Genomic DNA, 23,625 nt, shown 5'->3' with positions numbered 1-23,625 from the left:
GCGGGGGAGCGGAGCCAGAGACGGCCGTCGACCGATGGCTAGATGCTGACCGCATCGATCCGAGAACGCACTGCGCGGCTCAGGCGATCGAAGCACGATGCCGATGCTTTCGGCACCATGGATGCCGGCGTTCGCGTTCTCGTGGTCGGCGACGGCGACACGATTGCTCCGGGCCTAGCGCGTCACGTGAACGGCCGGTTCGACCTTTCCGTGGTCGGCTCGGCGGCCGACGTCGAGGCTGCGATCAGCCTCTGTACGACGAATCGTATCGATGTCGTGCTGGTGGATCTCGATTCCCTTGGTCGAGCAGGCGTCGACGCGATCCGGCGTCTGCGCTCGGAATGCCCGGAGGCGAAGGTGATCGCCCTGACCGCGAACGAAGCCACTGAGCTGATCGTGGAGGCGCTGACCGCCGGTGCGTCGGGGTACGCCCAGAAGTCAAACGGGATCGAGCGGCTCGCCGAGGTCATCGGGTACGCCGTCGGCGGCGAGGTGGTGATGCCGGAGGCGGACCTCGTCCACGTGCTGAACGAGCTCCATCGGACCCGAACTCGGTCGCAGGTGCAGGAGCGCGCGCTCGAGCGCCTCACGGCCCGCGAGATGGACATCCTCCGCGAGCTCGCGGCTGGTCGCGGAACAGGGGAGACCGCCGAGGTGCTTGGGATCAGCCCACTCACGGTCCAGAGCCACGTGAAGCACATTCTGGCCAAGCTCGGCGTTCACTCGAAAGTGGAGGCCGTCACGCTGGCCTGGCGCGAAGGGCTCGCACCGATCCCGCCCGGCCCAGTTGGAGCGGCTCGAGCGGAGCTCCGGGGAGGCTGAGGGGTCACCTGGGAACCGGTATGGCTCAGGGATCTCGGACGTCGCCGGATCGCCGATCGCCGTCGTTTCGCGTCGTGATCATCGACGACGACGTCGTCCTCCGACAGGTCGTCTCGATCGCTTGCGCCGCAACGGCAGGGCTCGAGGTCGTGGGCGAGGCGCAGGACGGCGAAGAGGGGCTCGCCCTCTGCGAGCGCGTCGCTCCCGATCTCGTGGTGCTGGACTTGACCCTGCCGAGGATGGGCGGGCTCGAAGTGGCAGCCCGCCTGCGCGAATCCCGGAGCCCGGCTCGCGTCTTGATATTCACGGCCCGAGAGGACGGTGAGACCGTCCTCGCGGCCATGCGGAGCGGTGTCCACGGGTTCCTGGCGAAGAGCGCCGCGATCGACGACGTGGCGTCGGCCATGCTTGTCGTCGCCCGCGGCGAACCCGTCTTCCCACCCGAGCACGAGCGGGCCGCCGTTCAGGAGCTCGGCCGGTTGGCACGTGCGGCACGAGCCGTTTCACCGACGCTCACTCGGCGCGAGATCACGATCCTGCAGCTGCTGGCCGACGGGCTCACGCTGCGGCAGGTGGGGACGAGCCTTGGGATCTCCCATCGCACCGTCGAGTCGCACGTCACCAAGCTGTATCGCAAGCTCGGGGTCAAGACGCGTGTGCAGGCGATGGCCCAGGGCGCGTCGCTCGGCCTCATCGAGTTCGGCCGCACGCGCTAAACCTCGCGGGTCGGCGCATCGACGGCGCAAGTGGTCGAAGAAGCCGCCGATACATCCGGGGAATGGCGAAGGGGACGGGACGAAAGTTGAGCGCGGAGCGCGTGCGACCGCGACTGGGTGTGGTCGTCGTGGAGCCGCTCGCCGTCGTGCGCTCCGGCCTGGGCAAGCTCATCGGCGACCGGCAGGAGATGGAGGTCCTTGCCGAAGCGGGCTCGGCCGACGACTGTCTCGAAGCCATGCGACGGGTCCGGCGCAGTCGGCCAGTCCTCCTGGTGGGCCTTGGACTTCCCGGCGAGCGCGACTCCCTGTGGTTGATCGGGACGCTCCGTGAGAGCTATCCAAAGGCCACGATCCTGGTATCGGGGGCGGGGGCGGATGCCGCGACGATCTCCCGGGCGATGTTCATGGGAGCCGATGGGTACCTGGACAAGAATGTCGATCCGGCCGAGTTCCTCCAGGCGATCCAGCGGGCAGCTCAGGGCGAGGTGGTTATGGCCGGCACGCCTGTTGACCGAATGGCGCCCATCGCCGACGGCATCGACAGCAGGCGACAGATCGCGCATCGGCTGACGACGCGCGAACAAGAGGTGTTGAGGGCCGCTGCACGTGGTTTGACCTCGCGCGAGATCGCACGCCACCTCGGCGTTCGCGAGAGGACCGTCACGACGCACCTCGGTCGCATCTACGGGAAGCTCGGCGTCAACAGTCGGGTTAGTGCGGTGATCGAGGCGGCCCGGTCGGGTCTCGTCGCGGTTGACCTCTCTGAAGGCGCATAAGGATTCGGTCAAGGTGACGGGGCAAGTCCCACGCACGGGGGATCGCCTCGCCCATAGGGCCTACAGTCAGCCTCGATTTCCCCTCTTTCGTACCTCCGTGCGCAACCTTTCCCCTGGAGAGTCGTTATCGGTACTGGTTGCCCCATTGAGGTGGGGGTCGAAGAGGACAGGCGCGGGGAAAGCGGTGTGCGGGAAGAGGTTTGACCCGCACGGGCCCGGGATATTAGGGTTTCGAAATTCCCCGCCTTGGATGGCTTTGTGCCGCGTGCGCCCCTAGGTGAGGCGGCTCGAGCCAGAAAGGAGTGGAGAGAAGGGAGACGCATGGAACTTGGAGTAAGGGTAGGAAAGCCGATTTGGAAAGAGAGGACAGCGTTATGAGTTTGACGAAGCGTCGAATCAGTCGACGCGCAATGGGAGTCGTAGTCGGGGCGTCTCTGCTCGTCCTTGGCTTTGAGGCTCCGGCCTTTGCGGCCGAGCCGACGGTGGGGACGTTCACGCCGACCAGCGGCCCCGCGACCGGAGGCTGTGTGCTTGTGCTCACGGGAACGGGCTTCGACGACTTTCCTGTGAGTGCCGGCTACACGGTGAACTTCCTGGACCCGGCGAACGTGGCCACCCCGGCGAATGATTTCTTGGTCATCGACGATGCCACGATGTGGGTCGAGACTCCGCCCCTCCTCGCGGGTACGGCTTTCACGATCGAAGTCACTACTCACGCGGGTGGGACCCCCGCCGAAACGACAGGCACGTTCCTTTCCACGAATGGCGCCGGTGCATGCGCCCCGACCATCGCATCGTTCGTGCCGAACTGTGGCGTGGCTGGCACCACGGTCGTGATCACAGGGACGAACCTGATTCAGCCTGGGTTCGTGGGAGCCGACGTCTTCTTCAACCCGTACGGGGCGGGACAATTGGCCACGCACACTGTCCCCGACGTGGATGATGTCACGTCGCTCAGTGTGATCGTGCCATCCGGCTCCGCCGATGGACCGATCTCGGTGGACACTGGAGTTACCGCCAATCCGGTCTTCAGCACCGAGTCCTTCCAGGTGCCGCCGCCGGATTGCACGGCCGGCCCGACTACGCACGCGAGGAGCGTCTCGCTCAGCCTGCGGAAGCACCTCATCGCCAAGGGCCGGGTGACGGTCGCGGACGACACGGCCGAGTGCATGGCAGGGGTTACGGTCAAGGTCCAGCGCAGGAAGAAGGGTGGCGGCTGGAAGAACGTCGCATCTGTCACCACGACTGACGCTGGGAAGTACAAGGCGTCGATCAAGGACAGGCCTGGCAAGTATCGGGCCCTGGCGCCTAAGCTCACGCTGGAAGATGACAGCGTCTGCTTGAAGGATGTCTCACCTCGCGTGAGGCACCGCCACTAGTCTCTCTCCGAGAGGCTCGCACAAGAGAAACGGCCCCCTCCGGGGGGCCGTTTCTTCTTGTTTGGCGGTGACCAGCTCAACCTCGTCTTCCTGTTCGGGGGACGGGAGGAGCAATCCGATGCGTGGCGTGGGAAAAGTTGACTCGCCAGGAGAGGTATGTAGAGTCCGCACCACTTCTAGCGGAAGGTGAGGATAGACCATGAGATTTGTCAAACGGCGCATGGGCCGGCGCGTGGCTGCGGTCGGCGTGGCGACGGCATTGCTCGTGCTCGGCCTCGAGACGCCAGCGTTCGCAGCCGCCCCGACCATCACGAATATCTCGCCGACGAGCGGCCCCGTGGGGTGTGTGGTCACCATCACGGGCACGAACTTCAACAACCCTAATGTGACCGACGTCGAATTCAACAACACCAACGCGGCGTCGTTCAGGATCGATTCGGGCACGTCGATCACCGCGGTGGTAGGTACCGGGACGACGACCGGTGCGGTCGAGGTCACGAACGCCGACGGGACCGACTCCGGCCCAACCTTCACGGTCGCTAACACGACCTGCCCGACGATCACATCGTTCACGCCGACGTCGGGACCTGTCGGGACGTCGGTCACCATTACGGGAACGAACTTCACGGGGGCGACCTCGGTCACGTTCAACAACGTGGCCGCAACGACGTTCACCGTGAACTCGGCGACGCAGATCACCGCCACCGTGCCTACGACCGCCACCAGCGGCCCGATCAGGGTAACCACTCCCGGTGGCACTGGGTCCAGTCTTACCAACTTCACGATAGCTGCCCCGACGATCACCTCGTTCGCGCCCACGTTTGGGGCCGTTGGGACATCGGTCAAGATCACGGGGACGAACTTCACGGGGGCGACCGCGGTCACGTTCAACAACGTCGCCGCCACGACATTCACCGTGAACTCGAACACGCAGATCACGGCCACCGTGCCTGCGACCGCAACCACCGGCCCGATCAAGGTGACGACCCCAGGTGGCTCAGTGACCAGTACGACCAACTTCACGGTGAGCACACCTCATACGAGAAGCGTCACGCTCAGTCTGAAGAAGCACCTCGTCGCTCGAGGGAAGGTCACCGTGGGAGACACGTTCACCGCGTGCGTGTCGGGCGTTCCCGTCAAGATCCAGCGAAGGAAGTCCGGCAACTGGAAGACCGTGGGCAGTACGACAACATCTGCGAGCGGGTCCTACAAGAAGAAGGTTAAGGACAAGGAGGGCAAGTACCGGGCGAAAGCTCCGAAGTTCACGCCGAACAGCGGTGTTGACGTCTGTTTGGTCGACACCTCACCCGCTCGGAAGCACAACCACTAGGCCCCAATCGGAGAGACTTCAGAGAAGAACCGGCCCCCTACGGGGCCGGTTCTCTTTGTTATTTCTCCGCGTGGCCCTCAGTCGCGCCGATGTGGACTGGTCTCGACCGCCTGGAAGACCGGAAGTACGGGGCTTAGGTCGCGCTCGTCCTCCGGCTCGGCGGACGATCCATCGAGTTTCGCCTTGTACCAGTCGGCGGCTCGGCGTGTCGCCTGTTCATACGCATTCCACAGCTCGTCTTCCGGCAACGCAGACCCCCCTGTCTCGTCTGGGGCGTCGTGGAGGTCTACGCTCGACTGGCCGGAGAACTGGGCACCCTCTCTCACCACCAAGAGCTTCGATCGGATCTTCCCCACCAGCCGGCCACCGGCGGCCAGCTCGGTCCTCGTTCGCGCACGGATATTGCCCCTGAGCTCTCCACCCATCACCACGTTCTCGGCCCGGATATCGGCCTCTACGTGGCTGTGAGAAGAGAGGATCACGTCGCCTCGCGCGGCGATCGTCCCCCTGGCCTCTCCGTCGATGCGGATCGACTCGGCTGACAACAGGGTTCCCTCCAGCTGGGTCCCACGTCCCACCACGGTCATCTGAGGGCCGAGGGTTTCCCTGATTCCGGGTTCGTCCGGCTCGTCCAGATCCTGTCCGTCCTGCGGGTCTCGTCGCCTCAACATCGCTCAGTCTCCTGACGTCGGGCTTTGCTCGTCTGCTCGGGCATCGTCCTTCCCGCTCTCACCCTTTAGGGAACGATCACGCCCTAAAGATTCGGGTCGCGTGGTCCGATGGCTCTGCCAAGCGGTATTGCAGCGTACGTGGTCGCGAGGACAGGGTGCGAATGGATCTAAACGAGGACCCCGGCGCGCACCGAGGTGCACCAAGTTTCGTGGGGACCCCCCGCCTGAAATTCGTCCCCCCGCCGGAGCTTCCAACTCCCGAGTACGCGACTCTCCAAGAGCGGGCGAAGGCGCTGGGGATCGACGCGCTCGTTTGGCTCGCCGCGGCCGTTCCGCTCGCAATCCTTTTTGGAGGCATCAGCTCGTCGAACGGGCTCCTCTGGATCAAGTTCAGCGGCCCTCCGATCCTCATGGCGACAGTCCTGTGGCTCGTCTACATGATGCTGATGGAAGTGAGGTACGGGGCCTCCATCGGCAAGCGTGCCAGGGGGCTCCGCGTGGTCATGGAAGACGGGAGCCAGGTGACCGCGGAAGCCACGCTGATCCGCAACCTGATGAGATTTCTGGACGCGTTTCCGTACGTCGTCCCCTACCTCGTTGGAGCGGTGGCTATCTCGAACTCATCGACCATGCAGCGACTGGGCGACCGGACCGCCGAGACCATCGTGGTGGTTGCCACGCCCGACAGCTCCGCGCCCTCGTCCTGAGCCCCCGGCGAGCCACGGGCTCGTTGAGAGGGAATCCAGCGAGCGGCATAGCCCCCGAGGCCCAGCCGATAGCCGCCTAGCCTCCCCGCCTGGCCCCAAAGGCTTTCCCGCTCTCACACACTCCGTCCACCGGGCGCTCGCGAGTCGTGGTCGAGGCTGTCCGCTCCCGGCCAACCCTTTCGAACGTCCTCCCCTGCCCGCATGGCCCGGAAGCCCGTCGGGGGACTCATTCTGAGGAAATGGACTATCGGCCGATGGCCGGAGCCGACCCCCGTCTGGAGGATAGGGAGGTTCAGCCCGGATAGCCGGCGATGGGCCGAGTTTCGCGGGGAGGAGGCGCATGACCAACCGAGGCACCGTGTTCGCGGATTCGGTCTCGGCCATGTTGAAGCTGGCGCAGTCTGACCCCGAGCAGGCCCGCGTCGCGCTCTTGGCCCGCGGAGACCAGGTGCTCGCGGCGCTGCGCGAGTCCCTGCTGCCTGCGGCGAAGGAGTCCGAGCGAGTCGTCGCCCTGATCGACCTCTACCTGCAGGCGACCTTCGAGATGCTGTTCGAGGCGGCGCGTTCTGACGACCGCATCGAGTTCGGCGAAGCCGAGATCAAGGCGTGGGAGGTGGCCGACGTCTTGGACAGAGGCGCCGAAGGAGCGAGGCACGGCGATCGTGACGCCTTGCTCGCGTCGATGCGCGCGGCAGAGTCGATCCTCGGCATCGCCGCCTGACCTGCGATTGCGCTTGAGCGCCTGAGGGCCGCCCGGGCACTCCGAGGTGGCTACCCGTCCTGGACGTCGGGGTTCGGTGGGGGGTCCTCCGGGATCACCGTCACGCCGTCGTCCTCGGATGGAGCCGGGGTCTCCGTCGACTCAACAGGTGCTCGAGCGAGGTCGTCCAGGGACGCCAACTGTGCGGTGAGGCCGTCGACGGCGGTCGCGACCGGGCGAAGGGCGTCGTCGATACCTCGGCCGATCTCCAGTGCTTGAATCTTGATTTCGTCCAGGGCGGCTTGCAGCGAGGCGATCATCGGCGCGGCTCGATCTCGCCATGACGTCATCGATTCGATGTCCCGCTCGATCCGCTCTCTCTCGACGTCGACGGCGCGGAGCTCCTCGTCCGCACGGACCCGAGTGGAATCAAGGATGTTCGCGACCGCCTGTTCGGCGACCTCGATCACTGCGGCCAGCTCGCTCGCGGTCTTCGGGGTGGGCCGCTCCTCCTCGCTCGGTTTGGCCGGCGCCGCGATTGGCGTTTCGCTCTCGATCAGCTCCCGATAGCCTTCGACGAGGTGTTCGAGTTCGGTCATGCGTTGCTGCTGGGCGATCACCGTTGCCTTGTACTCGGCAGCCTCGTCGAGGGCCCGTTGCAACGACTCATCGCTCCCCGGCACCTCGGCGGTCGCCAGGCGTTCCGCTTGCGCGTTGCGCAATTCCTCGAGCTCGTTGCGCAGGGGGAGAACCTCGGCTTCCAAGGACTCGCGCTGAGCAACTGATCCCTGGAGATCCGCGGTCAGCGACGTAGAGAGCTCCTGAGCGGCCGCGAGCTGGCTCTCGAGCTCCGCGAGCCGACCCTGCGTCTCGGCCAGCTGGGACGACACGCTCTCCAGCTGCTCCGTCACGCTGGCGTCCTTCGAGGCGCCGTCGAGCAGTTCTTCCTTCTCGGAGAGCACCTCCTCGACGCTCTCCGAGGTGTAACCGCCAAAGAGCCTGCGCTTGAGTTCGGCCATCATGCGTCCTTCGGGAGGGCCGTGGCCCTGGTTTAGGGATTATCGGCGCGACCCGCGGGCGGTTCAAACATTTTCGTGCCGGCCTGCTACCGGCCCACGAGCCCGAATTCCGGGGGAGCTGACGGCTATTCTGAGCTCGGCCCGGGTGCCGGAACAGGCGAGACGGAGGTGCCTTAAAAGCACCGGTCCGAAAGGACGTGTGGGTTCGAGTCCCACCCCGGGCACCGACCATCGCCGAGCGTCCGCTCCGGGTCCTCTCCGCCTAAGATCGGCCCGTGCGCCAGTCGGGAACGGTCGAGCTCGCCACCGCGAAGATCTACTACGAGGTCGAGGGAGCCGGCCGTCCGCTGCTGCTGATCCACGGTGGGCTGGGCAGCTTGCGAATGTGGGACGGCAACGTGCCAGCGTTCGCGACGCGCTACCAGGTCATCCGGTACGACACGCGCGGGTTCGGGCGCACCGAGACAGAGGACGTGGAATTCACGAACGGCGATGACGCCGTCGCGGTGCTCGACCATCTCGGCGCCGGATCCGCTTACGTCATCGGTCAGTCGCGTGGAGGAAGCATCGCGCTCGACATGGCGATCGATCGTCCCGACCGCGTCGACGCGTTGATCAGCGTCGCCGGCGGGATCAGCGGGTTCGAGTGGGAACCGCCCGCGGGAACCGAACCGCCACCCTGGGACGAGATGGAACGGCTATGGAACGACAAGGACTGGGACCGGCTCGCGGAACTGGAGACGCGAGTGTGGGTCGATGGCTGGGGGCAATCGAGCACGCGCGTCGACCCCGACGTCCGTCGCACAGTCCACGAATGGATCTTGACGACGTACAAGCAGGAAAAGGTCGAGGGGAAGCCGCAACGCCTCGACCCACCGGCTGTCGAGCGCCTCGATCAGGTGGACGTCCCAACGCTCGTGATGGTCGGAGCCGTCGACGCGCCGGCCGAGGTCGAGGCGGGGCACCATCTGGCCAGGTCGGTGACCGACGCACGGCTCGTGGAGTTCCCCAATGTTGCCCACATGATCCACCTGGAAGAGCCTGAGCGATTCAATAGCGTGGTGCTCGAGTTCCTCGACGAGGTCGAACGGCGCCGTCGGCCGCCGGGCTGAGATTCCGCTCGAAGAGCATGCTTCTCGATGACATCGCTCGGACGTCGACGGCGCTCGCCGCGACCTCGGGACGCCGGGCGAAGATCGACCTCATAGCCGATTGCCTACGACGGCTCCGACCGGACGAGGTTCCCGTCGCGGTTGCCTATCTATCGGGGCAGCTGCCGAACGGAACGATCGGCGTCGGATGGGCTTCACTCCGCGATCTTCCGGAGCCGGCGGCGACGCCGACCATCGAGCTGCTCGACGTCGACGCCGCGTTCGCACATGTCGCCGCGGCGACCGGCAAGGGCAGTCAAGCGGCGCGTCGCCGCGAGATTGCCGAGTTGTTCGCTCGTTCGACCGAGCCGGAACGGCGGTTCCTGGTAGGCCTGCTGCTCGGGGAGCTGCGGCAGGGCGCCCTCGAAGGGGTGATGGTCGAGGCCGTCGCCAGGGCGGCCAACGTACCCGTGTCCGAGGTCCGACGAGCGCTCATGGTTGCGGGAGATCTCGGGCCGGTGGCGGCGGCCGCGCTCGCCGACGGATCGGCAGGGCTTGCGGGTTTCCGGCTGGGCGTGATGCATCCCGTTCAACCGATGCTCGCGCAAACCGCGGACGGCATCGACGATGCGATGCGGCGTGTTCACCCGGCGGCCGTCGAGTGGAAGCTCGATGGGGCGCGTCTCCAGGTTCACGTGTTGGACCGCGAGGTCCGTGCGTTCACTCGGAACCTCGCCGACGCGACCGACCGGGTGCCGGAGGTCGTCGATGCCGTCGGACGCCTCGGTATGCGGTCGACGATCCTGGACGGCGAGGCGATCGCCCTCCGGTCGGATGGACGACCACATCGGTTCCAGGTCTCGATGAGCAGGTTCGCCAGCAGGCTCGACGTCGACCGGCAACGCGCGACGACGCCGCTGTCCACCTTCTTCTTCGACTGCCTGCACATCGACGGCGAGGATCTGATCGACCGGCCGGCGCGTGACCGGTTCGAGGTCCTCGATGCCCGGTTGCCGGCTGACGTTCGCGTGCCGAGGATCGTCGCGGAGACCGACGCGCAGGCCGAACCGTTCCTCGATGACGCGCTGGCCCACGGACACGAAGGCGTCATGGTCAAAGCACTCGACGCGCCTTACGAGGCCGGGCGCCGCGGCGCGGGCTGGCTGAAGGTGAAACGCGCCAACACGCTCGATCTCGTTGTGCTCGCCGCAGAGTGGGGCCACGGTCGCCGACGCGGGTGGCTGAGCAACTTGCATCTCGGCGCTCGGGATCCGGAATCCCGCGGGTTCGTGATCCTCGGCAAGACGTTCAAGGGAATGACGGACGAGATGCTCGCCTGGCAGACGGAGCGGTTCCTGACGATCGAGACGGGTCGCGACGACTACACCGTCTACGTGCGCCCCGAGGTCGTCGTCGAGGTCGCCTTCGACGGCCTCCAGACGAGCAGTCGATATCCCGGCGGCCTAGCTCTCCGGTTCGCGCGGGTGAAGGGCTATCGGCCCGACAAGCGGCCCGAAGACGCCGACACGATCGACACCGTTCGCGCCATCCACGACGGCCATCCCCGAGGCACGTGATGTCGACGACGAAACGAGCCGACAAGCCGACGCTCCTGACGCGCACGTTCCTCACGGTGGCCGCGGCCGAGCTCGCCTACTTCACCGCCGACGGCGTGCTGCTGCCGGCGCTGCCGCGCTACGTCGAGGGACCGCTCGGCGGCGGCAATGTCGCCGTGGGGCTCGTGGTCGGAGCTTTCAGCCTTACCGCGTTCTTTCTCCGGCCGTGGGCGGGTCGGCAAGCCGATCGTCGTGGACGCCGCATCTTGATGGTCGTCGGGGCGTCGATCTTCGCCCTGTCCGTCGCCGGCTACCTCTTCGCCACGTCAGTTCCGGCGCTGGTCGCGATGCGCCTTTTGACCGGCGCCGGTGAGGCGTTCTTCTTCGTCGGCGCCGTCAGCGCCAACCTCGATCTCGCCCCGCCGGAGCGCCGGGGGGAGGCGATGAGCTTCGCGTCGCTCGCGCTCTACCTCGGGATCGGTGTGGGTCCGCTCATCGGGGAGGCCGTGATCGGGTGGCTCGGTTTTCGCGCGGCCTGGCTCGTCGCGATCGGGCTGGCCGCCGTTGCCGCGGCGCTCGCGTCTCGCCTGCCATCGATGACGCCGGCACACGCGACGGCGCCAAGAAGACCGCGTCTGATCCATCCCGCTGGGCTCCTCCCGGGGTTCGTGCTGCTCACTGCGATCTGGGGGATGGCCGGGTTTCTGGCGTTCGTACCGCTCTACGCGCTGGACCTGGGGATGAGTGGGGCCGGCCTCGTCCTCGGGCTGTTCTCCGGGATCGTCGTCTTGATCCGGAGCGTCGGCGCACGGATCCCGGATCGACTCGGGGCGTCGCGCGCATCGCGGATCGCGCTGGTCCTCTCCTCTATCGGCCTGGCAATCGTGGGGCTTTGGCGAGAGCCCGCCGGGCTCGTGATCGGCGCGGCCGTGCTCGGGGTGGGCGTGGCACTGTTCACGCCGGCGCTGTTCGCGCTGGCGGCAAACTCAGTCGAGGCCGTTGAGCGCGGCGCGGTCATGGGTACGACGAGCGCATTCTTGGATCTGGCGTTCGGGCTCGGCCCCGCGACGCTCGGCTTCGTGGCGGCCGCGATCGGCCGGAGCGGAACCTTCCTGGCAGGTGCGGTGGTCGCCGCGGTCGGACTCGTGCTGGTGATCGCGACCGGCCTCGGCCGCCCAGTGCGCGGGGTTGCGCCGGATGAGCAACCTCGGGTCGCTGAAATCGAGGCGTAGCCCTCCTCCCGGCCGGGTAACCCTCCCACCCAGGAGGTGAGGCATGTCCGTCGGAATGCTGCTGTTGAGGATCGTGGTAGGGACGCTGTTCATCGGGCACGGGACACGAAAGCTGTTCGGCTGGTTCGGCGGGGACGGGCGCCAGGGTACGGCCGAGCTCGTCGGCTCGCTTCGGTACTACCCACCCAAGACCGTGGCGATCGTTCTCGGGCTTGCCGAGACCATCGGCGGTGCGCTCCTCTTGCTCGGTCTTCTGACGCCCGTCGGCACCTCGCTGATCGTGGGCGTGATGGTGAGCGCGATTCTGGTCGTGCACGCCCCCAAGGGCTTGTGGAACGCGGATGGAGGGGTGGAGCTTCCTCTCGTCTACATCGTCGCGTCCTTGGCAGCGGCGGTGGCCCCGGGCCGCTTCTCTCTCGACAACGCGCTGGGGATCGGCTGGAACGGCCGCGTCGCGGCCGTCGCGGCGCTCGGCGTGGGGATCATCGTTGCCGTGGGCCTCGCCGTTCGGCGGGACGTCGTCCGGCCCGAGCCGGCGACGGAGGAGCTGCCAACCCAGGAGCATCATCGGGCGGCGTAGTCAGCGTGCAAACACCTAGCGGGCGATGGACTCGATCAGGTCCGCCGCTTGAGCTTTTCCGTCGCGGCGGCGAATCTCCTGGCCCTCCTTGGCCATCCGCTCGCGCAGTGCGGTGTCGGCGAGCAGACGGTCGATCGCCTCGTGAAGCTCGCGGTCCTCGAACGCGTACGTATCCAGGCGCGCTCCGTAGGAGAGCTCGTCGACTCGCTGCGCGTTGTCGTACTGATCCCAGAAAAGGGGCAGGACGATCATCGGTTTCCCGAAGTGGAACGCCTCGGTAGTCGTGTTGTTCCCCCCGTGCGTGATGACGAGGTCGACGAGGGGCATGATCGAGGTCTGCGGGACGCGTGCTGCGCCCCACATGTTGTCGGCCAGCTCGATCTCGTCCGCCCGCGGTCCCATCGAGACGAGATAGCGATGCGGCGTCCTCGACAGGACATCGACGAGTCGACGCATCAGCTCCACATCGGCGGAGCCGAGTGAGCCGAGCGACAGGTAGACGAGGGCGCCGTCGCCGCTGGCTAGGGACTTTGGGACCTCGAACGGCTCCTCGGTCTCGCGCACGCTCGAATCAACGCGTCGCCACGTTTGCGTGAGCGGCTGAGATCGCCGGTAGTCGGCGAGCTCCGGATACAGGTACACGTTGAGCGCGGCCGACTCGTGGATGAACTCCAAGTCGGGAAGCGGGGGCGCTGCCTGTTCCCTCACCCAGGCGTCGAACGACGTCCACAGCTCGCGGTGCGTCCGTTCGTACTCGGCGCGGTACTCGTTCCATTCCGAGCGGTCCGCCTCGGGGTAGCCGCTGAAGGTCGGCGGCAGCGCCGGATCCTTCATCTCCAGCGGATTGCAGCTCATGATGCGGACCCACGGCGCGCCGCTGGTCATGAGCGCCGGGAAGCAACACACGTTGTCCTCGACGATCACGTCGGGCTTCGTGCGATCGATGATCGCACGAAGGCGGGACTCGCAGTACTTCGCGCCGTCGATCAGTGACTCCCACACCGGCCTGATGAACGTCTGGAGTTGCTCGATCGTTGGTTTGCGGAACTCCGGCGCGGTCTGGGTGATGAAGTCGGTCCAGAATTGGCCTGCCTCCTGTTCCTCGTCGGCGGGAGGTGCCAGGTCAACCAGGTCCTCCTCGAACCCCAGGGGCTCCAGCCGGCCCTTCCACGACGCCTCGGCGGCGAAGACGACGTGATGACCGCGCCGCTCGAGGACCTTGCCGATGCCAACGCAGTTGTTGGTCGGCCCGTAGGCGCTCTCGGGCATGAACAGGACGGTAAGCCGGTCACCCATAGCGGAGGACCAGCGTCCGCATCACCTCACCGGACGACGATGGTCCCGGTCATACCGGCGTGGATCGTGCACCTGTATCCGAAGGTGCCGGCACGGCGGAACCGGCGCGTGTAGCGTTCGCCGGGCTGGAGCGTCTCGTTCCACTGCCCGCCGTTGGAGGTCGTCGTGTGCGTCACGCTGGCGCGGTTGACCCATCGCACGCGATCTCCGCGCGCGATCCTAATGCGCCCCGGCTGGAAGACGTTCCCGTCGACCATCCGGACCCGGTGGGTCTCGATCGTCCCGAGCGGCTGCTCGGCGGCCGCCGTCGGCACGACGAGCGCGAACGCGAAAACGGCGATCACGGCGACACGGAGCAGGGTCTTCACGACTACACCACCTCCCGGCGTCGATTCACTGGTTACTACGGACGTCGGTGCCGACGCGATTCCGGGGGTCTCACACGAGCTTGGCGGTCAGGTCGATCTCCGAGACCGCACCGAGCGCCAGCGAGATCGGGCAGTTCTTCCTGGCCCCCTCGGCGATCTCCTGGAATCGGTCCTCATCGATTCCGGGGACGGACGCCTCGCTCGTGAGCTGAATACGTGTGATGGTGAACCCGGAGTCCCCCTTGTCCAGGTGAACGCGGGCAGTGGTGGCGATGTGCTCGGGCGTGAAGCCCGCGCTCCCCAGATCGCCGGACAGCTTCATGGAGAAGCACCCGGCGTGAGCGGCCGCGATCAGTTCCTCGGGGTTTGTCCCCGATCCTTCCTCGAATCGTGATGAGAAGGAGTACGCCCCGTCGAAGGCTCCCTCCCCGAACCGCATGTGCCCCGAGCCCTCACGCAGGGTCCCCGTCCACTCGGCGTCGGCTGTCCGAACCGGCATGACGCACCTCCCATCTGTGGGTCGAGAGTTCGACCCTACCGAAATGCGCCGCGCCGGTTAGAGCGAGGGCTGGCAGACCATCAACAGGAACTCGTGCGGGTCGACCGCGTCGGCCTCGAGCGTCGGGTCGACAGGGTCGCCTTCGTACGGGTGCCATTCGAAGTGGACGTGCGGCGCGCCGGTGTTGCCGGTGGCGCCGACGTACGCGACGACGTCTCCGGCCTCGACCGGTCCGAGCTGGCCGTAGGCGGAGTTGTGGGCCATGTAGACGTAGCCGTACTCACCGTAGACGTTGACGGCCATCCCCCCGAGTCTGTTCGGTGAGGCTTCGGCGATGCCGTCGAACGGCGCCACCACCGGCGTTCCCATCGGCGACATCATGTCGTTGCCCTGATGGATGTGGTCGCCTCCGCGCTTCTTCGACCGGTGAACCCAGATGCCGAAGTCGTCGGCGATCGCGTTCGGGCCCTGGATGGGGCAGACGGCGAACGGCCGGATGCTCGAGATGTGCTCGAGGATCTCGTCCTTCCGTTGTCGCAGCATCGCGCTCAGCTCTCGCGACCGCGCCAAGCGGTCGCGGAGCTCGGCGCGATCGACCTCGAGTTGCTGAAGCGCGAACTCTCGCGCTCGCTGGAGGCGTGCCATCTCGGTTCGCGCACGCGACAATCGCTCGGCGTTCTCGTTCACCTTGCGCGCGAGCACCTCGTCGCGACGGTTCATCTCCGTGAGGAACGACATCCGCGCTGCGGCATTTTGTGCCGACGACGCGGTGAGCAGGTACATGACCGGCGCGGCCGGCCCCTGGATGTAGACCTCGCGGTTGCGCTCGTCGAGCTGCTCTTGGAGCCGGAGCATCCTGGCTTCAAGTAGGTCGAGCTTGCTCTGGAGCACGGCCATGCGCTCGTCGGCTTCGTGGATCTGGTCCTGGCTCTGCGAGATGCTCGTGGCCAACCGGTTCATCTCTCGCTGAAAGATCCGGAGCTTCTTCTCGCGAGCCCGGATCTTCGTCTTGGTATCGCGAAGCTCGTGCCGCGCCTCGCGCAGCTCCTTGTCGTCGGCGCCCCACACGACGTTCGTTGACGCACCAAAAAGCAATACGGCCGCCAAGGCGGCCGCGACGAACCGACGTGCGTTGCGGGCGCGACGCATCGAGCGCGAACTGTACGGCGCTCTCCGGTCTCCGCGCTACGGCGAAACGCCCTAGGCCTCGAACGTTTGATCGTCGCCATCCGGTGGATCGACCATATGGGCGAAGGCACTGATGCGCCTGGGTGATACAGTCGCTCGTCCCGCCTGCTGGCGGGTGATTTCGGGGTCGACGGCGCAACTTTCCGGCTGCTCGGGGCGTTGCGTTATGGAGGCCTACCTTGGTCATTCGGCTCAACGACGTTCGCCGCGGCACAGGGGAGTACGACTCCCTAGACGACCGCATGCTCGTCCTGGACTTCCAGGCCGGTAACCCCGAGGCGTTCGTCGAGATCCACAAGCGCTATGGCGGGCTCGCTCGTCACGTTTGCCGACGCCTGCTGGCGAATCAGCACGACGCGGAGGAAGCCCTCCAGGAGACGATGATCCGCGTCTTCCAGGGCCTCTACCGGTTCAACGGTCGGTACAAGCTCCAGCCATGGATCTCCCGGATTGCGACCAACGTCTCGCTGGACATGATCCGCGCGAGAGCCCGGCGTCCGGTGCACGACGACAATGCCGTCGACGAGCACGATCACGTCGACCCGGCGGACCGGCCCGAGGAGGCCTTCGAGCGCTTGGTGCAGCGCGACCTGGTGCTCTCGGTGCTTTCCGATCTCCCCGACACGCACCGACACGCGCTGATCCTTCGCGAGCTCGAGGGCCGCTCCCATCGCGACATTGGTGCCGCCATGGGGATCAGCTCTTCGCAGGCGAAGGCGTTGATCCACCGGGCGAAGGGGAGCTTCCGAAGGCGGTGGATGCAGAAGGTGGCCGAGCGCGGCGGTCTCGCAGGCGTGGCCTTCCTCCCGCTGCTCTGGCTTGTGCGAGTGGCCGACACGGTCCGACGCGTGGCGGATCGCGCGGGACAGACCTTCCAGGCCGCGCAAACGGCGGTGCCAGAGGTGGTCACGTCCGCCGCGACCCAAAGCGTCGTTGCCACGACGAGCAGCAGTGGGTTCGGCGAGCGGGTGATCGCGGCCGGGATGACCCTGCTCGTAGCCGGAGGTGTGACGGTCGGGGCCACCGCCATCGCCAAGCACGATAGAGATGCCGATCGCCAGGGCGCCCGGGCCACGGCGTCGCCTGCTGTGGTTCAGCCGTCGCCACAGCCACCCAAGGTGATCGAGCCGAAGCCCGAGCGAGAGCGAGTGATCGAGAAGTCCACGCCAAAGGAAGCCCTGGTCCCGCCGTTGGTGATCGAGGCGGAGGAGGTGGTCGAGCCCAGCCCGACGGTTTCACCGCCGGTTACTTCCGAGACGCCTTCGCCGGTACCGACGGAGTCGCCGTCGCCGGAGCCGACGCAGGAACCATCTCCCGACCCCGTCCCAACGGTCCCGCCGCCGCCGGCCTGGAGCTTTGACACTGTCGGACTCGGAGCCGGCCAATTCGAGCGGACCTCGTCGAAGGTCACCGGCAGAGCGGGACAGCAGGTGGTCTTCTCGGAGACCGCCGTCGCGCCGCGATCGGATAGCGGCGGTTCACGGACGGAATGGGTGCATGTGGAGTACTGGGGCTCGATGATCGACTCGTCCGGCATGACGGGGCTGTGGCTATGGGTGGACGCGCCAGACGGCACCTATCGCTTCGACGGGAGGGGATTCCTTACCTCCGTAAGCGGCGCCAAGGGCGAGGGGGTCACGTATGAGTTCTCGGGGAGCTATGCACTGGCGGAACAACAAGATTCCTCAGTCGACCCCGCGACCACGGATACTCTTCCGCTCCACGGGGGAACGTTCGTACTGCGACTTCGGTTCTGGCTCGACGGAACGTCGTTGTACTCAGTAGGCATGAAGCTGTCGGAGGCCTGAACCGTCTCGATGCGTCGGCGGCGCTTCGTCGGAACCAGACGATCTCCGGCGGGGTCTATTGGGTCGCCCCACTTCTGTGACACTGGTTGCCCCGACTGGACGTTGGTTTGCCCCAACTGCAGGTGATGAATAGGGTTAGCGCCTCAGCTCGGCAGGGAGGGGGACGAGCGCATGTTCGATCGACGGTATCCCACTGAAGGTGAAACGAGACGCCGACTGGCTTCGATCCTCGTTCTATCCTCCGCGATCCTGCTGATCATGCTGGTGTTGGCGCCGCCGGCCTCGGCCGCGACGTGCGACAACACCCCGGCCTCCGATCTCGACGTTACGATGGCGGCAAGCGAGGCACTTACCTTCACTGTTGGGACCAGCAATGAGATCCGGGTCAACGGGAACGACACCGACAGCGCTCCTTGTGACGCCGCAATCGTTCTCGACACGGGCGATATCACGGCGATCGACATTGTCGGGACGAATGGCAACGACTCAGTAACCATCAGCCAGGCGGGAACCGCGTCCTGGCCCGATGCGATCAACTTCTCGTTTGACGGTGAGGGCGGAACCGACACGCTCACGATAACCGGCGACACGGCAGCCGATACCATCGTCTTCGGCAGCACCGCGATCAATCTCGACGCCACGGGGAGCAATGACATCACCGTGAGCGACACCGAGACGTTCGTCGTGAATGCCGGTGACGGGGGTGACACGGTTTCAGGTGCAGGTGCAGGCACGCCGACCACGGGTAGCGCCTTCGCTTCGGCCATGACGATCAACGGCCAGGCGGGAGGCGACAACCTCACGGGTGGCAACGGCAACGACACCATCAACGGCGGCACCGACACCAGCAATGACACGATGAACGGCGGGGCCGGTACCGACACGCTGACATACGCCGGGGTCACGAGCGCCGTCACCGTTACCCTCGGTACGACAACCGCTCAGAACACCGGAGGAGCGGGGACGGACACGATCTCGAACTTCGAGAACCTCACCGGCGGCTCCGGGGCGGACACACTGACCGGTTCCACCATCAACAACACCATCAGCGGCGGTGCGGGCAACGACACGGTCAACGGCGGCGCCGGTAACGACAGCCTCTCGGGCGGGGATGGCGACGACACCCTGATCGGCGGTGCCGGGAACGACACGATCAACGGCGACGCAGGGACCGACACCGTGAGCTACACAGGCTCGAACGCCGCCGTCACCGTGAACCTCTCGCTCGCGACGGCCCAAAACACGGTTGGCGCGGGCACCGACACCATCACGAACACGGAGAACGCTACCGGTGGCAACGGGAACGACACCCTTACCGGCACGACGGGAACGAACGTCCTGAACGGGGCCAACGGCAACGATGTCCTTACCGGCGGCGACGGCAACGACACGCTCACCGGCGGGAACGGCTCGGACACCGCGGCGTATGCGGGAGCTGCCGCCGCGGTGACCGTCGACGTGTCAGCCGGAACCGCTTCGGGTCAGGGCTCCGACACGCTGTCCGCGGTTGAGAGCGCGACGGGGTCGACGCACGACGACACGCTTGTCGGGAGCAGCGCTGCCAACACGCTTCGTGGTGGAGGCGGTAACGACAACCTCTCAGGAGCCGACGGCGACGACACGCTCGGCGGCGGAAGCGGGAACGACACCGCCAATGGCGGCACGGGTAACGACTCCGTCAGACTCGGGGCCGGCGACGATGCCTCCCGTGGCGGCGGAGGGAACGATGCCCTCCGAGGAGGCAGTGGCAACGACGCCCTGCGGGGCGGAGCCGCGAACGACACCCTCCGTGGGGGCGCCGGCAACGATCGCCTCAGGGGCGGTCCGGGCAACGACACCTGCAAGGACGGCCCGGGGAGAGACTCGGTCGCCGGCTGCGAGAACTGACCCAAAACGAACGGTGTGGGGATCGGCGTCGGTCTTCGGATCGAGGCCGATCCCTCACCCTTCGGCTACGTGAACCGTAGGCGGAGCAAGAACGCGTCCCGGTCGCCCGCGTAGTTCTGACCTTCGAAGGTTCCATGCGTGGTGCCCGTGACGTACAGCGACGTGGCATCGATCGCCGCACCGTACGCCTGGTCGAAGTCGATCGTCCCGAGCTGCATGGTCCAGATCGGAGCTCCTCCCTTCCGCATATAGCGGCTGGCGAACACGTCAGTCTCGCCGAGCAGGCCGGGGTCCGTCGTCAGGGCTCCGAGCGTCGATCCGACGACGTAGACGCCGCTTCGCACAGCAACGATCGCTGCGGCATCGTCGTCGGCCGCGGTCCCGAACTGGTCGCTCCACGTCGGGGAGCCGTTGGAATCCATCGCCTGAACGAACGCGTCCAGACCGCCCGAGGCCTCCTGGTCCGGGAATGTCCCGCTCGTGGATCCGCCCACGAACACCCGCCGCTTGAATCCTGCAACCGCTGTGGCGACGTCATTGCCGATCGTCCCGAACTGCTGCGTCCATGCCACTCGCCCGTCTGACCAATACGCGCGGACGAAGGCGTCCGAGTCCCCGACCGAGGAGCCGCCCTGCAGCGATGCGTCCGTCCATCCGGCCGTCACCGGATGGATGCCGCGGAGGCCGAGTGCGCGGATCTCGTCCGTCCCCGCGCTACCGAACTGGCGGATCCACACGCGGGTGCCGCTAGGCGAAAGCTTGGCTATCCACGCGTCCCGTCCCCTCGCCCCCGCTCCCGGTCTGACAACTCCGTCCGTCCAGCCGGCCACGTACACACCGGATGCGGGTGTAGCGGCGATCGCCGTCGCCTGCTCGTCGGCTCGCGTTCCGAATTGTGTGAGCCACTCGAGATGGCCGGACGAATCGAAGCTCGCCACGAACGCGTCGTCACGACCGCGGGCGGTCTCACCCGGCAGGCGTCCGTCGGTAAAGCCGCTCACGTACACCCGGTTGCCGGCCGCGCTCGCGGCGAGGGCCTGGTCGATCCCCGTCGACCCGAACAGTCGCGTCCAACGGACCTTGCCATCACTGTCGTACGCGCGGACGAAGGCGTCCGACAGGCGGCGGTAGGCCTGAGTGAGTTGGTAGTTGGTGAACCCGGCGACGTACGGACCGCCGCGCCCGGCCGTCGCCGCGTACCCGAGGTCGTACCGGCTGGTGCCGAACTGACGCGCCCACGCCAGCGAGGCCGACGAGTCGACCCCCCCACAGTGAATGCCTTCCACCAAGCATGTCTGGACGAGCTCGTCCAGGCGCTCCTGCTGCCACGTGTTCCAGAAGTCGGAGTGCATGGACCAGTAGGGACCGCTCGAGAGCGTGAGCCCCACCGACCCGTCCGCATTCGTCGGGTTCATGACCCCGTAGTGGATGCGTTGGCTGAGGCGAGGAAGGACGTGCGGGAACCCCGCTGGGCAGACTCCACCGACCTCATACGCCACGCTCCCCAACTCGAGACCGACGCCGTCCCAGCAGTTGGGGAGATTGACGATCGCGATGATCCCGTCCACGAACGCGTACTGCGACCACGGCGAGCAGTCATAGGGAGCGTCGCGACGGGGCGTCCTCACCTCACGGGTCTCCCCGCAGTACCACTGGACGTGCGGATTGTCACCGGCCGAAACGGCATCGCGGTTCCCGCCGATGACCTTCAACCCGGCTGGAATCGTCTCGGTGTGCTGTCCCGCGTTCCCCAGGTAGTAGATCCGCATGGCTTTCGGCTCGATCCGCTTGCCGTTCATGAATGCCGTTGGTGCCCAGTAGGGGGCGGTGTCGCTCGACGGCCGGCAGGTGGTCCGGCTGGACAGGAGCTCGCTGACCGTCGAAAACGCGTCGGCGGACCTGTTGCCGAAGAAATCGTGCGAGTGTGAGAGGCCGGGTTGGCCGGGGAACACGATCGGATCGTCCTGCAGGGTGTGTGTGTACCTGCAACGGACGACGAACTGCCCAACGCCCCCCGCCGCTTCGGCCTCGAACGGTGGCGTCACCAGGGATGCCAGCAGGAGGCTGCCAACGACGACGGCAGCGATGACGCCGACGCGTCGAGAGCGATCCACCGCGGAGGTGGGCCAGGGCACACGCTTCACGGCGGCCCATCCTAGCCGCCACCTGGTGGGCTGAGGCCTCCGCAGCAGGACGAGCATCGGCCTCGAATCCTCGCAACCTTTGGCCGTCTGAGCACGTTGTTTACTACAGAGAACACGCTCCGTGTTGCGTTTGCCAGGAGGCGAATGTCACGGCGCTGCCGGAAGGAGGGGGCCGGATGACTGTCGCCATTGCGCGGATCCCACGAGGGAGCAGGCGTTCCACGGCGCTCTCGACCGCTCTGTTGACCCTTAGCGTCCTGGTGGTTCCGATGGCCGGTGTTGCCGTGGCCAATCACGGCTCGCGAACGCTCCAGCTGACGCCGGAGACCGACGACAACCCCGTCGCCACTACCCACTCCGTAACCGCCACGTTGGACGCCGCGGCGGACGGGACCTCGGGCACGATCGAGATCGACTTCGAGGTGAACGGGCCAGGCGACCCGGATACGCCCGATGCCTACTCCCCGGCGACGCCCGACTTCACGTGCGACATCACCTCTGGGAACAGCAGCTGTTCCATCTCGTACTCGAGCACGGTCGTGGGCACGGATGAGATCGACGGCTGGATCGATCACGACAAGGACAACGCCACGCTCACCGGTGAGCTCGACCAGGCCGAGGGGCCCGACGCTGGGAACCCGTCCGTCGAGGAGCCGAGTGGCGGTGTCGACGCTCCTGGCGGCACGGCGGAGCCGGACACCACCGACGTCGTGACGAAGACGTGGGTCGCGGCTCTCCCCGCGAGCACAGTGTTGGACTGTGACGACGCGAGCGGCAACGACACGGAGACCAACCCCGTCACCGGATCGGGGTCGCGAGAGACCTACACGTGCACCGTCATCGACACGGCGCCCAATCCCGACGCGCCGGTCTCCGGGGCGAGGATCGACGCCGAGAACCTGAACGGCGCGAACGACCCCGACAACTCGGCGGCTGCGGGCACATCCGACTTCAACGACGCCTGCACGACGGGTGGGAACGGCAGGTGCACGGTCACCATCGCAGCGACGGAGTCGCAAGCCGGGGCCGCCGACATCTGCTTCTGGATCGACGAGGACGTCGACAACGTCTTCAACCCCGCCGGCGCGGAGAACGACGGCGGAGAGTGCGAGGAAGCGGTCGATGCGACCGAGAGCGACGACAAGACCGACACGGTCATCAAGACCTGGGGCAGTCTGGAGGCCCGGAACGTCGACGCCAGGCCCGAGGAGGCTACGAACGCTCCGGGAACTGTCCACCGTGTCACGGCCGTCGTCACCGACCGAGAAGGAGCCCCCGTTCAGGGCGTGAGCGTTACGTTCACCGAGAGCGGAGTCGGCACGTTCGTGGGCGGCGGATCGACGGTCACCGCGACGACCGACGACAACGGACGCGCCACCGCGGACACAACCACGCAGACGACCGAGACCGGGACCCAGACGATCACGGCCAGCCTGCCGACCACGGGAGGTGTGGACGAGTGCGAGCGGGCCGCTGGCGATCCGGCCGGCGCTCCCGCAGGTAACTGCAGCGACCAAGTCACCAAGACCTGGGACGTGTGTCCGGGTTTCGAGGGCGACAGCCGAAACCAGGTCATCGGGACTGCCGGGGACGACGAGCTTGTCGGGTCCGCGGGCCGGGACGTCATCTGCGGCCGCGGCGGGGACGACGTCATCCGCGCCCGCGGCGGTCGGGATCTGGTTCTGGGCGGTGCCGGTGATGATCGCATGAGAGGCGGTCGCGGCAACGACAAGCTCCGGGGTGGCAGACGGCCCGATACTGCGATCGGCGGTCGCGGTATCGACGTGTGTCGAAGTGCGCGGGTGAAGAGAGGCTGCGAACGATAAGCCGCAGGCGTGTCTGACCCTGCTGCTAGA

General features: G+C 66.7%; 22 protein-coding genes and 1 tRNA gene. 15 read left to right on the top strand and 8 right to left on the bottom strand.

Annotation, left to right across the window (positions count from 1 at the left end; all coding sequences use genetic code 11):
* Positions 1-42: 42 nt before the first annotated feature.
* The 4 genes from VFA08_13675 to VFA08_13660 all read left to right on the top strand — a co-directional run bounded on the left by VFA08_13675 (position 43) and on the right by VFA08_13660 (position 3,693).
* On the top strand, positions 43-822 hold the full coding sequence (locus VFA08_13675) for a response regulator transcription factor (GenBank protein HYZ14637.1): 780 nt from the start codon (positions 43-45) through the stop codon (positions 820-822).
* A 74-nt stretch (positions 823-896) separates the two neighbouring features.
* Positions 897-1,538, top strand: coding sequence for a response regulator transcription factor (locus tag VFA08_13670; GenBank protein ID HYZ14636.1), 642 nt, complete (start codon positions 897-899; stop codon positions 1,536-1,538).
* A gap of 62 nt (positions 1,539-1,600) precedes the next feature.
* Complete coding sequence (locus VFA08_13665; GenBank protein ID HYZ14635.1) at positions 1,601-2,314, top strand: response regulator transcription factor; 714 nt, start codon at positions 1,601-1,603, stop codon at positions 2,312-2,314.
* Positions 2,315-2,616: 302 nt separating this feature from the next.
* Positions 2,617-3,693: an IPT/TIG domain-containing protein gene (locus VFA08_13660; protein HYZ14634.1), complete on the top strand. Its 1,077-nt coding sequence runs from the start codon at positions 2,617-2,619 to the stop codon at positions 3,691-3,693.
* On the opposite strand, the gene VFA08_13655 is transcribed toward VFA08_13660, so the two are convergent.
* A complete protein-coding gene (locus VFA08_13655) occupies positions 3,667-4,716 on the bottom strand; it encodes a hypothetical protein (protein ID HYZ14633.1) in 1,050 nt (349 codons plus the stop codon). The two genes, VFA08_13660 and VFA08_13655, sit on opposite strands and share 27 nt — an antisense overlap.
* Position 4,717: 1 nt before the next feature.
* On the opposite strand from VFA08_13655, the gene VFA08_13650 reads away from it, so the two are divergent.
* The gene (locus VFA08_13650) at positions 4,718-5,023 is read left to right on the top strand and encodes a hypothetical protein (protein HYZ14632.1); all 306 of its coding nucleotides are present in this window, start codon (positions 4,718-4,720) and stop codon (positions 5,021-5,023) included.
* Between the two features lie 77 nt (positions 5,024-5,100).
* Here the strand turns inward: VFA08_13650 and VFA08_13645 are convergent, their stop codons facing one another.
* Entirely contained in the window at positions 5,101-5,694 is a 594-nt protein-coding gene (locus tag VFA08_13645; GenBank protein ID HYZ14631.1) for a polymer-forming cytoskeletal protein, read from the bottom strand.
* Positions 5,695-5,903: 209 nt separating this feature from the next.
* Here VFA08_13645 and VFA08_13640 point away from each other — a divergent pair, with 209 nt between their 5' ends.
* Both VFA08_13640 and VFA08_13635 read left to right on the top strand, forming a co-directional pair.
* Positions 5,904-6,401 carry an RDD family protein gene (locus VFA08_13640; protein HYZ14630.1) on the top strand — a complete coding sequence of 166 codons (498 nt, stop codon included), beginning with the start codon at positions 5,904-5,906 and terminating at the stop codon, positions 6,399-6,401.
* A gap of 340 nt (positions 6,402-6,741) precedes the next feature.
* Entirely contained in the window at positions 6,742-7,122 is a 381-nt protein-coding gene (locus tag VFA08_13635; protein HYZ14629.1) for a hypothetical protein, read from the top strand.
* 50 nt (positions 7,123-7,172) lie between these two features.
* On the opposite strand, the gene VFA08_13630 is transcribed toward VFA08_13635, so the two are convergent.
* A complete protein-coding gene (locus VFA08_13630) occupies positions 7,173-8,120 on the bottom strand; it encodes a hypothetical protein (GenBank protein ID HYZ14628.1) in 948 nt (315 codons plus the stop codon).
* 139 nt (positions 8,121-8,259) lie between these two features.
* On the opposite strand from VFA08_13630, the gene VFA08_13625 reads away from it, so the two are divergent.
* The 5 genes from VFA08_13625 to VFA08_13605 all read left to right on the top strand — a co-directional run bounded on the left by VFA08_13625 (position 8,260) and on the right by VFA08_13605 (position 12,579).
* Positions 8,260-8,344, top strand: a tRNA-Leu gene (locus VFA08_13625).
* A gap of 51 nt (positions 8,345-8,395) precedes the next feature.
* On the top strand, positions 8,396-9,232 hold the full coding sequence (locus VFA08_13620; protein ID HYZ14627.1) for an alpha/beta hydrolase: 837 nt from the start codon (positions 8,396-8,398) through the stop codon (positions 9,230-9,232).
* 17 nt (positions 9,233-9,249) lie between these two features.
* Positions 9,250-10,788: an ATP-dependent DNA ligase gene (locus VFA08_13615; GenBank protein ID HYZ14626.1), complete on the top strand. Its 1,539-nt coding sequence runs from the start codon at positions 9,250-9,252 to the stop codon at positions 10,786-10,788.
* On the top strand, positions 10,788-11,999 hold the full coding sequence (locus VFA08_13610) for an MFS transporter (protein HYZ14625.1): 1,212 nt from the start codon (positions 10,788-10,790) through the stop codon (positions 11,997-11,999). The genes VFA08_13615 and VFA08_13610 overlap by 1 nt, the downstream gene beginning before the upstream one ends.
* 43 nt (positions 12,000-12,042) lie before the next feature.
* Positions 12,043-12,579 (top strand): DoxX family protein, encoded by a 537-nt coding sequence (locus tag VFA08_13605; GenBank protein HYZ14624.1) that lies wholly within the window; start codon positions 12,043-12,045, stop codon positions 12,577-12,579.
* Between the two features lie 15 nt (positions 12,580-12,594).
* On the opposite strand, the gene VFA08_13600 is transcribed toward VFA08_13605, so the two are convergent.
* The 4 genes from VFA08_13600 to VFA08_13585 form a co-directional block, all read right to left on the bottom strand.
* Positions 12,595-13,875, bottom strand: a complete 1,281-nt coding sequence (locus VFA08_13600) for a nucleotide disphospho-sugar-binding domain-containing protein (GenBank protein HYZ14623.1) — start codon at positions 13,873-13,875, stop codon at positions 12,595-12,597.
* Positions 13,876-13,901: 26 nt separating this feature from the next.
* On the bottom strand, positions 13,902-14,243 hold the full coding sequence (locus tag VFA08_13595) for a plastocyanin/azurin family copper-binding protein (protein HYZ14622.1): 342 nt from the start codon (positions 14,241-14,243) through the stop codon (positions 13,902-13,904).
* 70 nt (positions 14,244-14,313) lie between these two features.
* A complete protein-coding gene (locus tag VFA08_13590) occupies positions 14,314-14,742 on the bottom strand; it encodes an OsmC family protein (protein HYZ14621.1) in 429 nt (142 codons plus the stop codon).
* A gap of 57 nt (positions 14,743-14,799) precedes the next feature.
* A complete protein-coding gene (locus tag VFA08_13585) occupies positions 14,800-15,891 on the bottom strand; it encodes a peptidoglycan DD-metalloendopeptidase family protein (protein HYZ14620.1) in 1,092 nt (363 codons plus the stop codon).
* 218 nt (positions 15,892-16,109) lie between these two features.
* On the opposite strand from VFA08_13585, the gene VFA08_13580 reads away from it, so the two are divergent.
* Entirely contained in the window at positions 16,110-17,738 is a 1,629-nt protein-coding gene (locus VFA08_13580; protein ID HYZ14619.1) for a sigma-70 family RNA polymerase sigma factor, read from the top strand.
* A 171-nt stretch (positions 17,739-17,909) separates the two neighbouring features.
* A complete protein-coding gene (locus tag VFA08_13575) occupies positions 17,910-19,625 on the top strand; it encodes a calcium-binding protein (GenBank protein ID HYZ14618.1) in 1,716 nt (571 codons plus the stop codon).
* Between the two features lie 65 nt (positions 19,626-19,690).
* On the opposite strand, the gene VFA08_13570 is transcribed toward VFA08_13575, so the two are convergent.
* Positions 19,691-21,769 carry a DUF1996 domain-containing protein gene (locus VFA08_13570; protein ID HYZ14617.1) on the bottom strand — a complete coding sequence of 693 codons (2,079 nt, stop codon included), beginning with the start codon at positions 21,767-21,769 and terminating at the stop codon, positions 19,691-19,693.
* Between the two features lie 176 nt (positions 21,770-21,945).
* Between VFA08_13570 and VFA08_13565 the strand changes: the two genes are divergently transcribed.
* A complete protein-coding gene (locus VFA08_13565; GenBank protein HYZ14616.1) occupies positions 21,946-23,595 on the top strand; it encodes a hypothetical protein in 1,650 nt (549 codons plus the stop codon).
* Positions 23,596-23,625: the final 30 nt, after the last annotated feature.

The sequence above is a fragment of the Actinomycetota bacterium genome, from assembly GCA_035640355.1.
GTDB lineage: Bacteria > Actinomycetota > UBA4738 > UBA4738 > HRBIN12 > CALGFI01.
The sequence above is the reverse complement of the archived record's forward strand: the minus strand, read 5'-3'. Positions and strand labels throughout refer to the sequence as shown.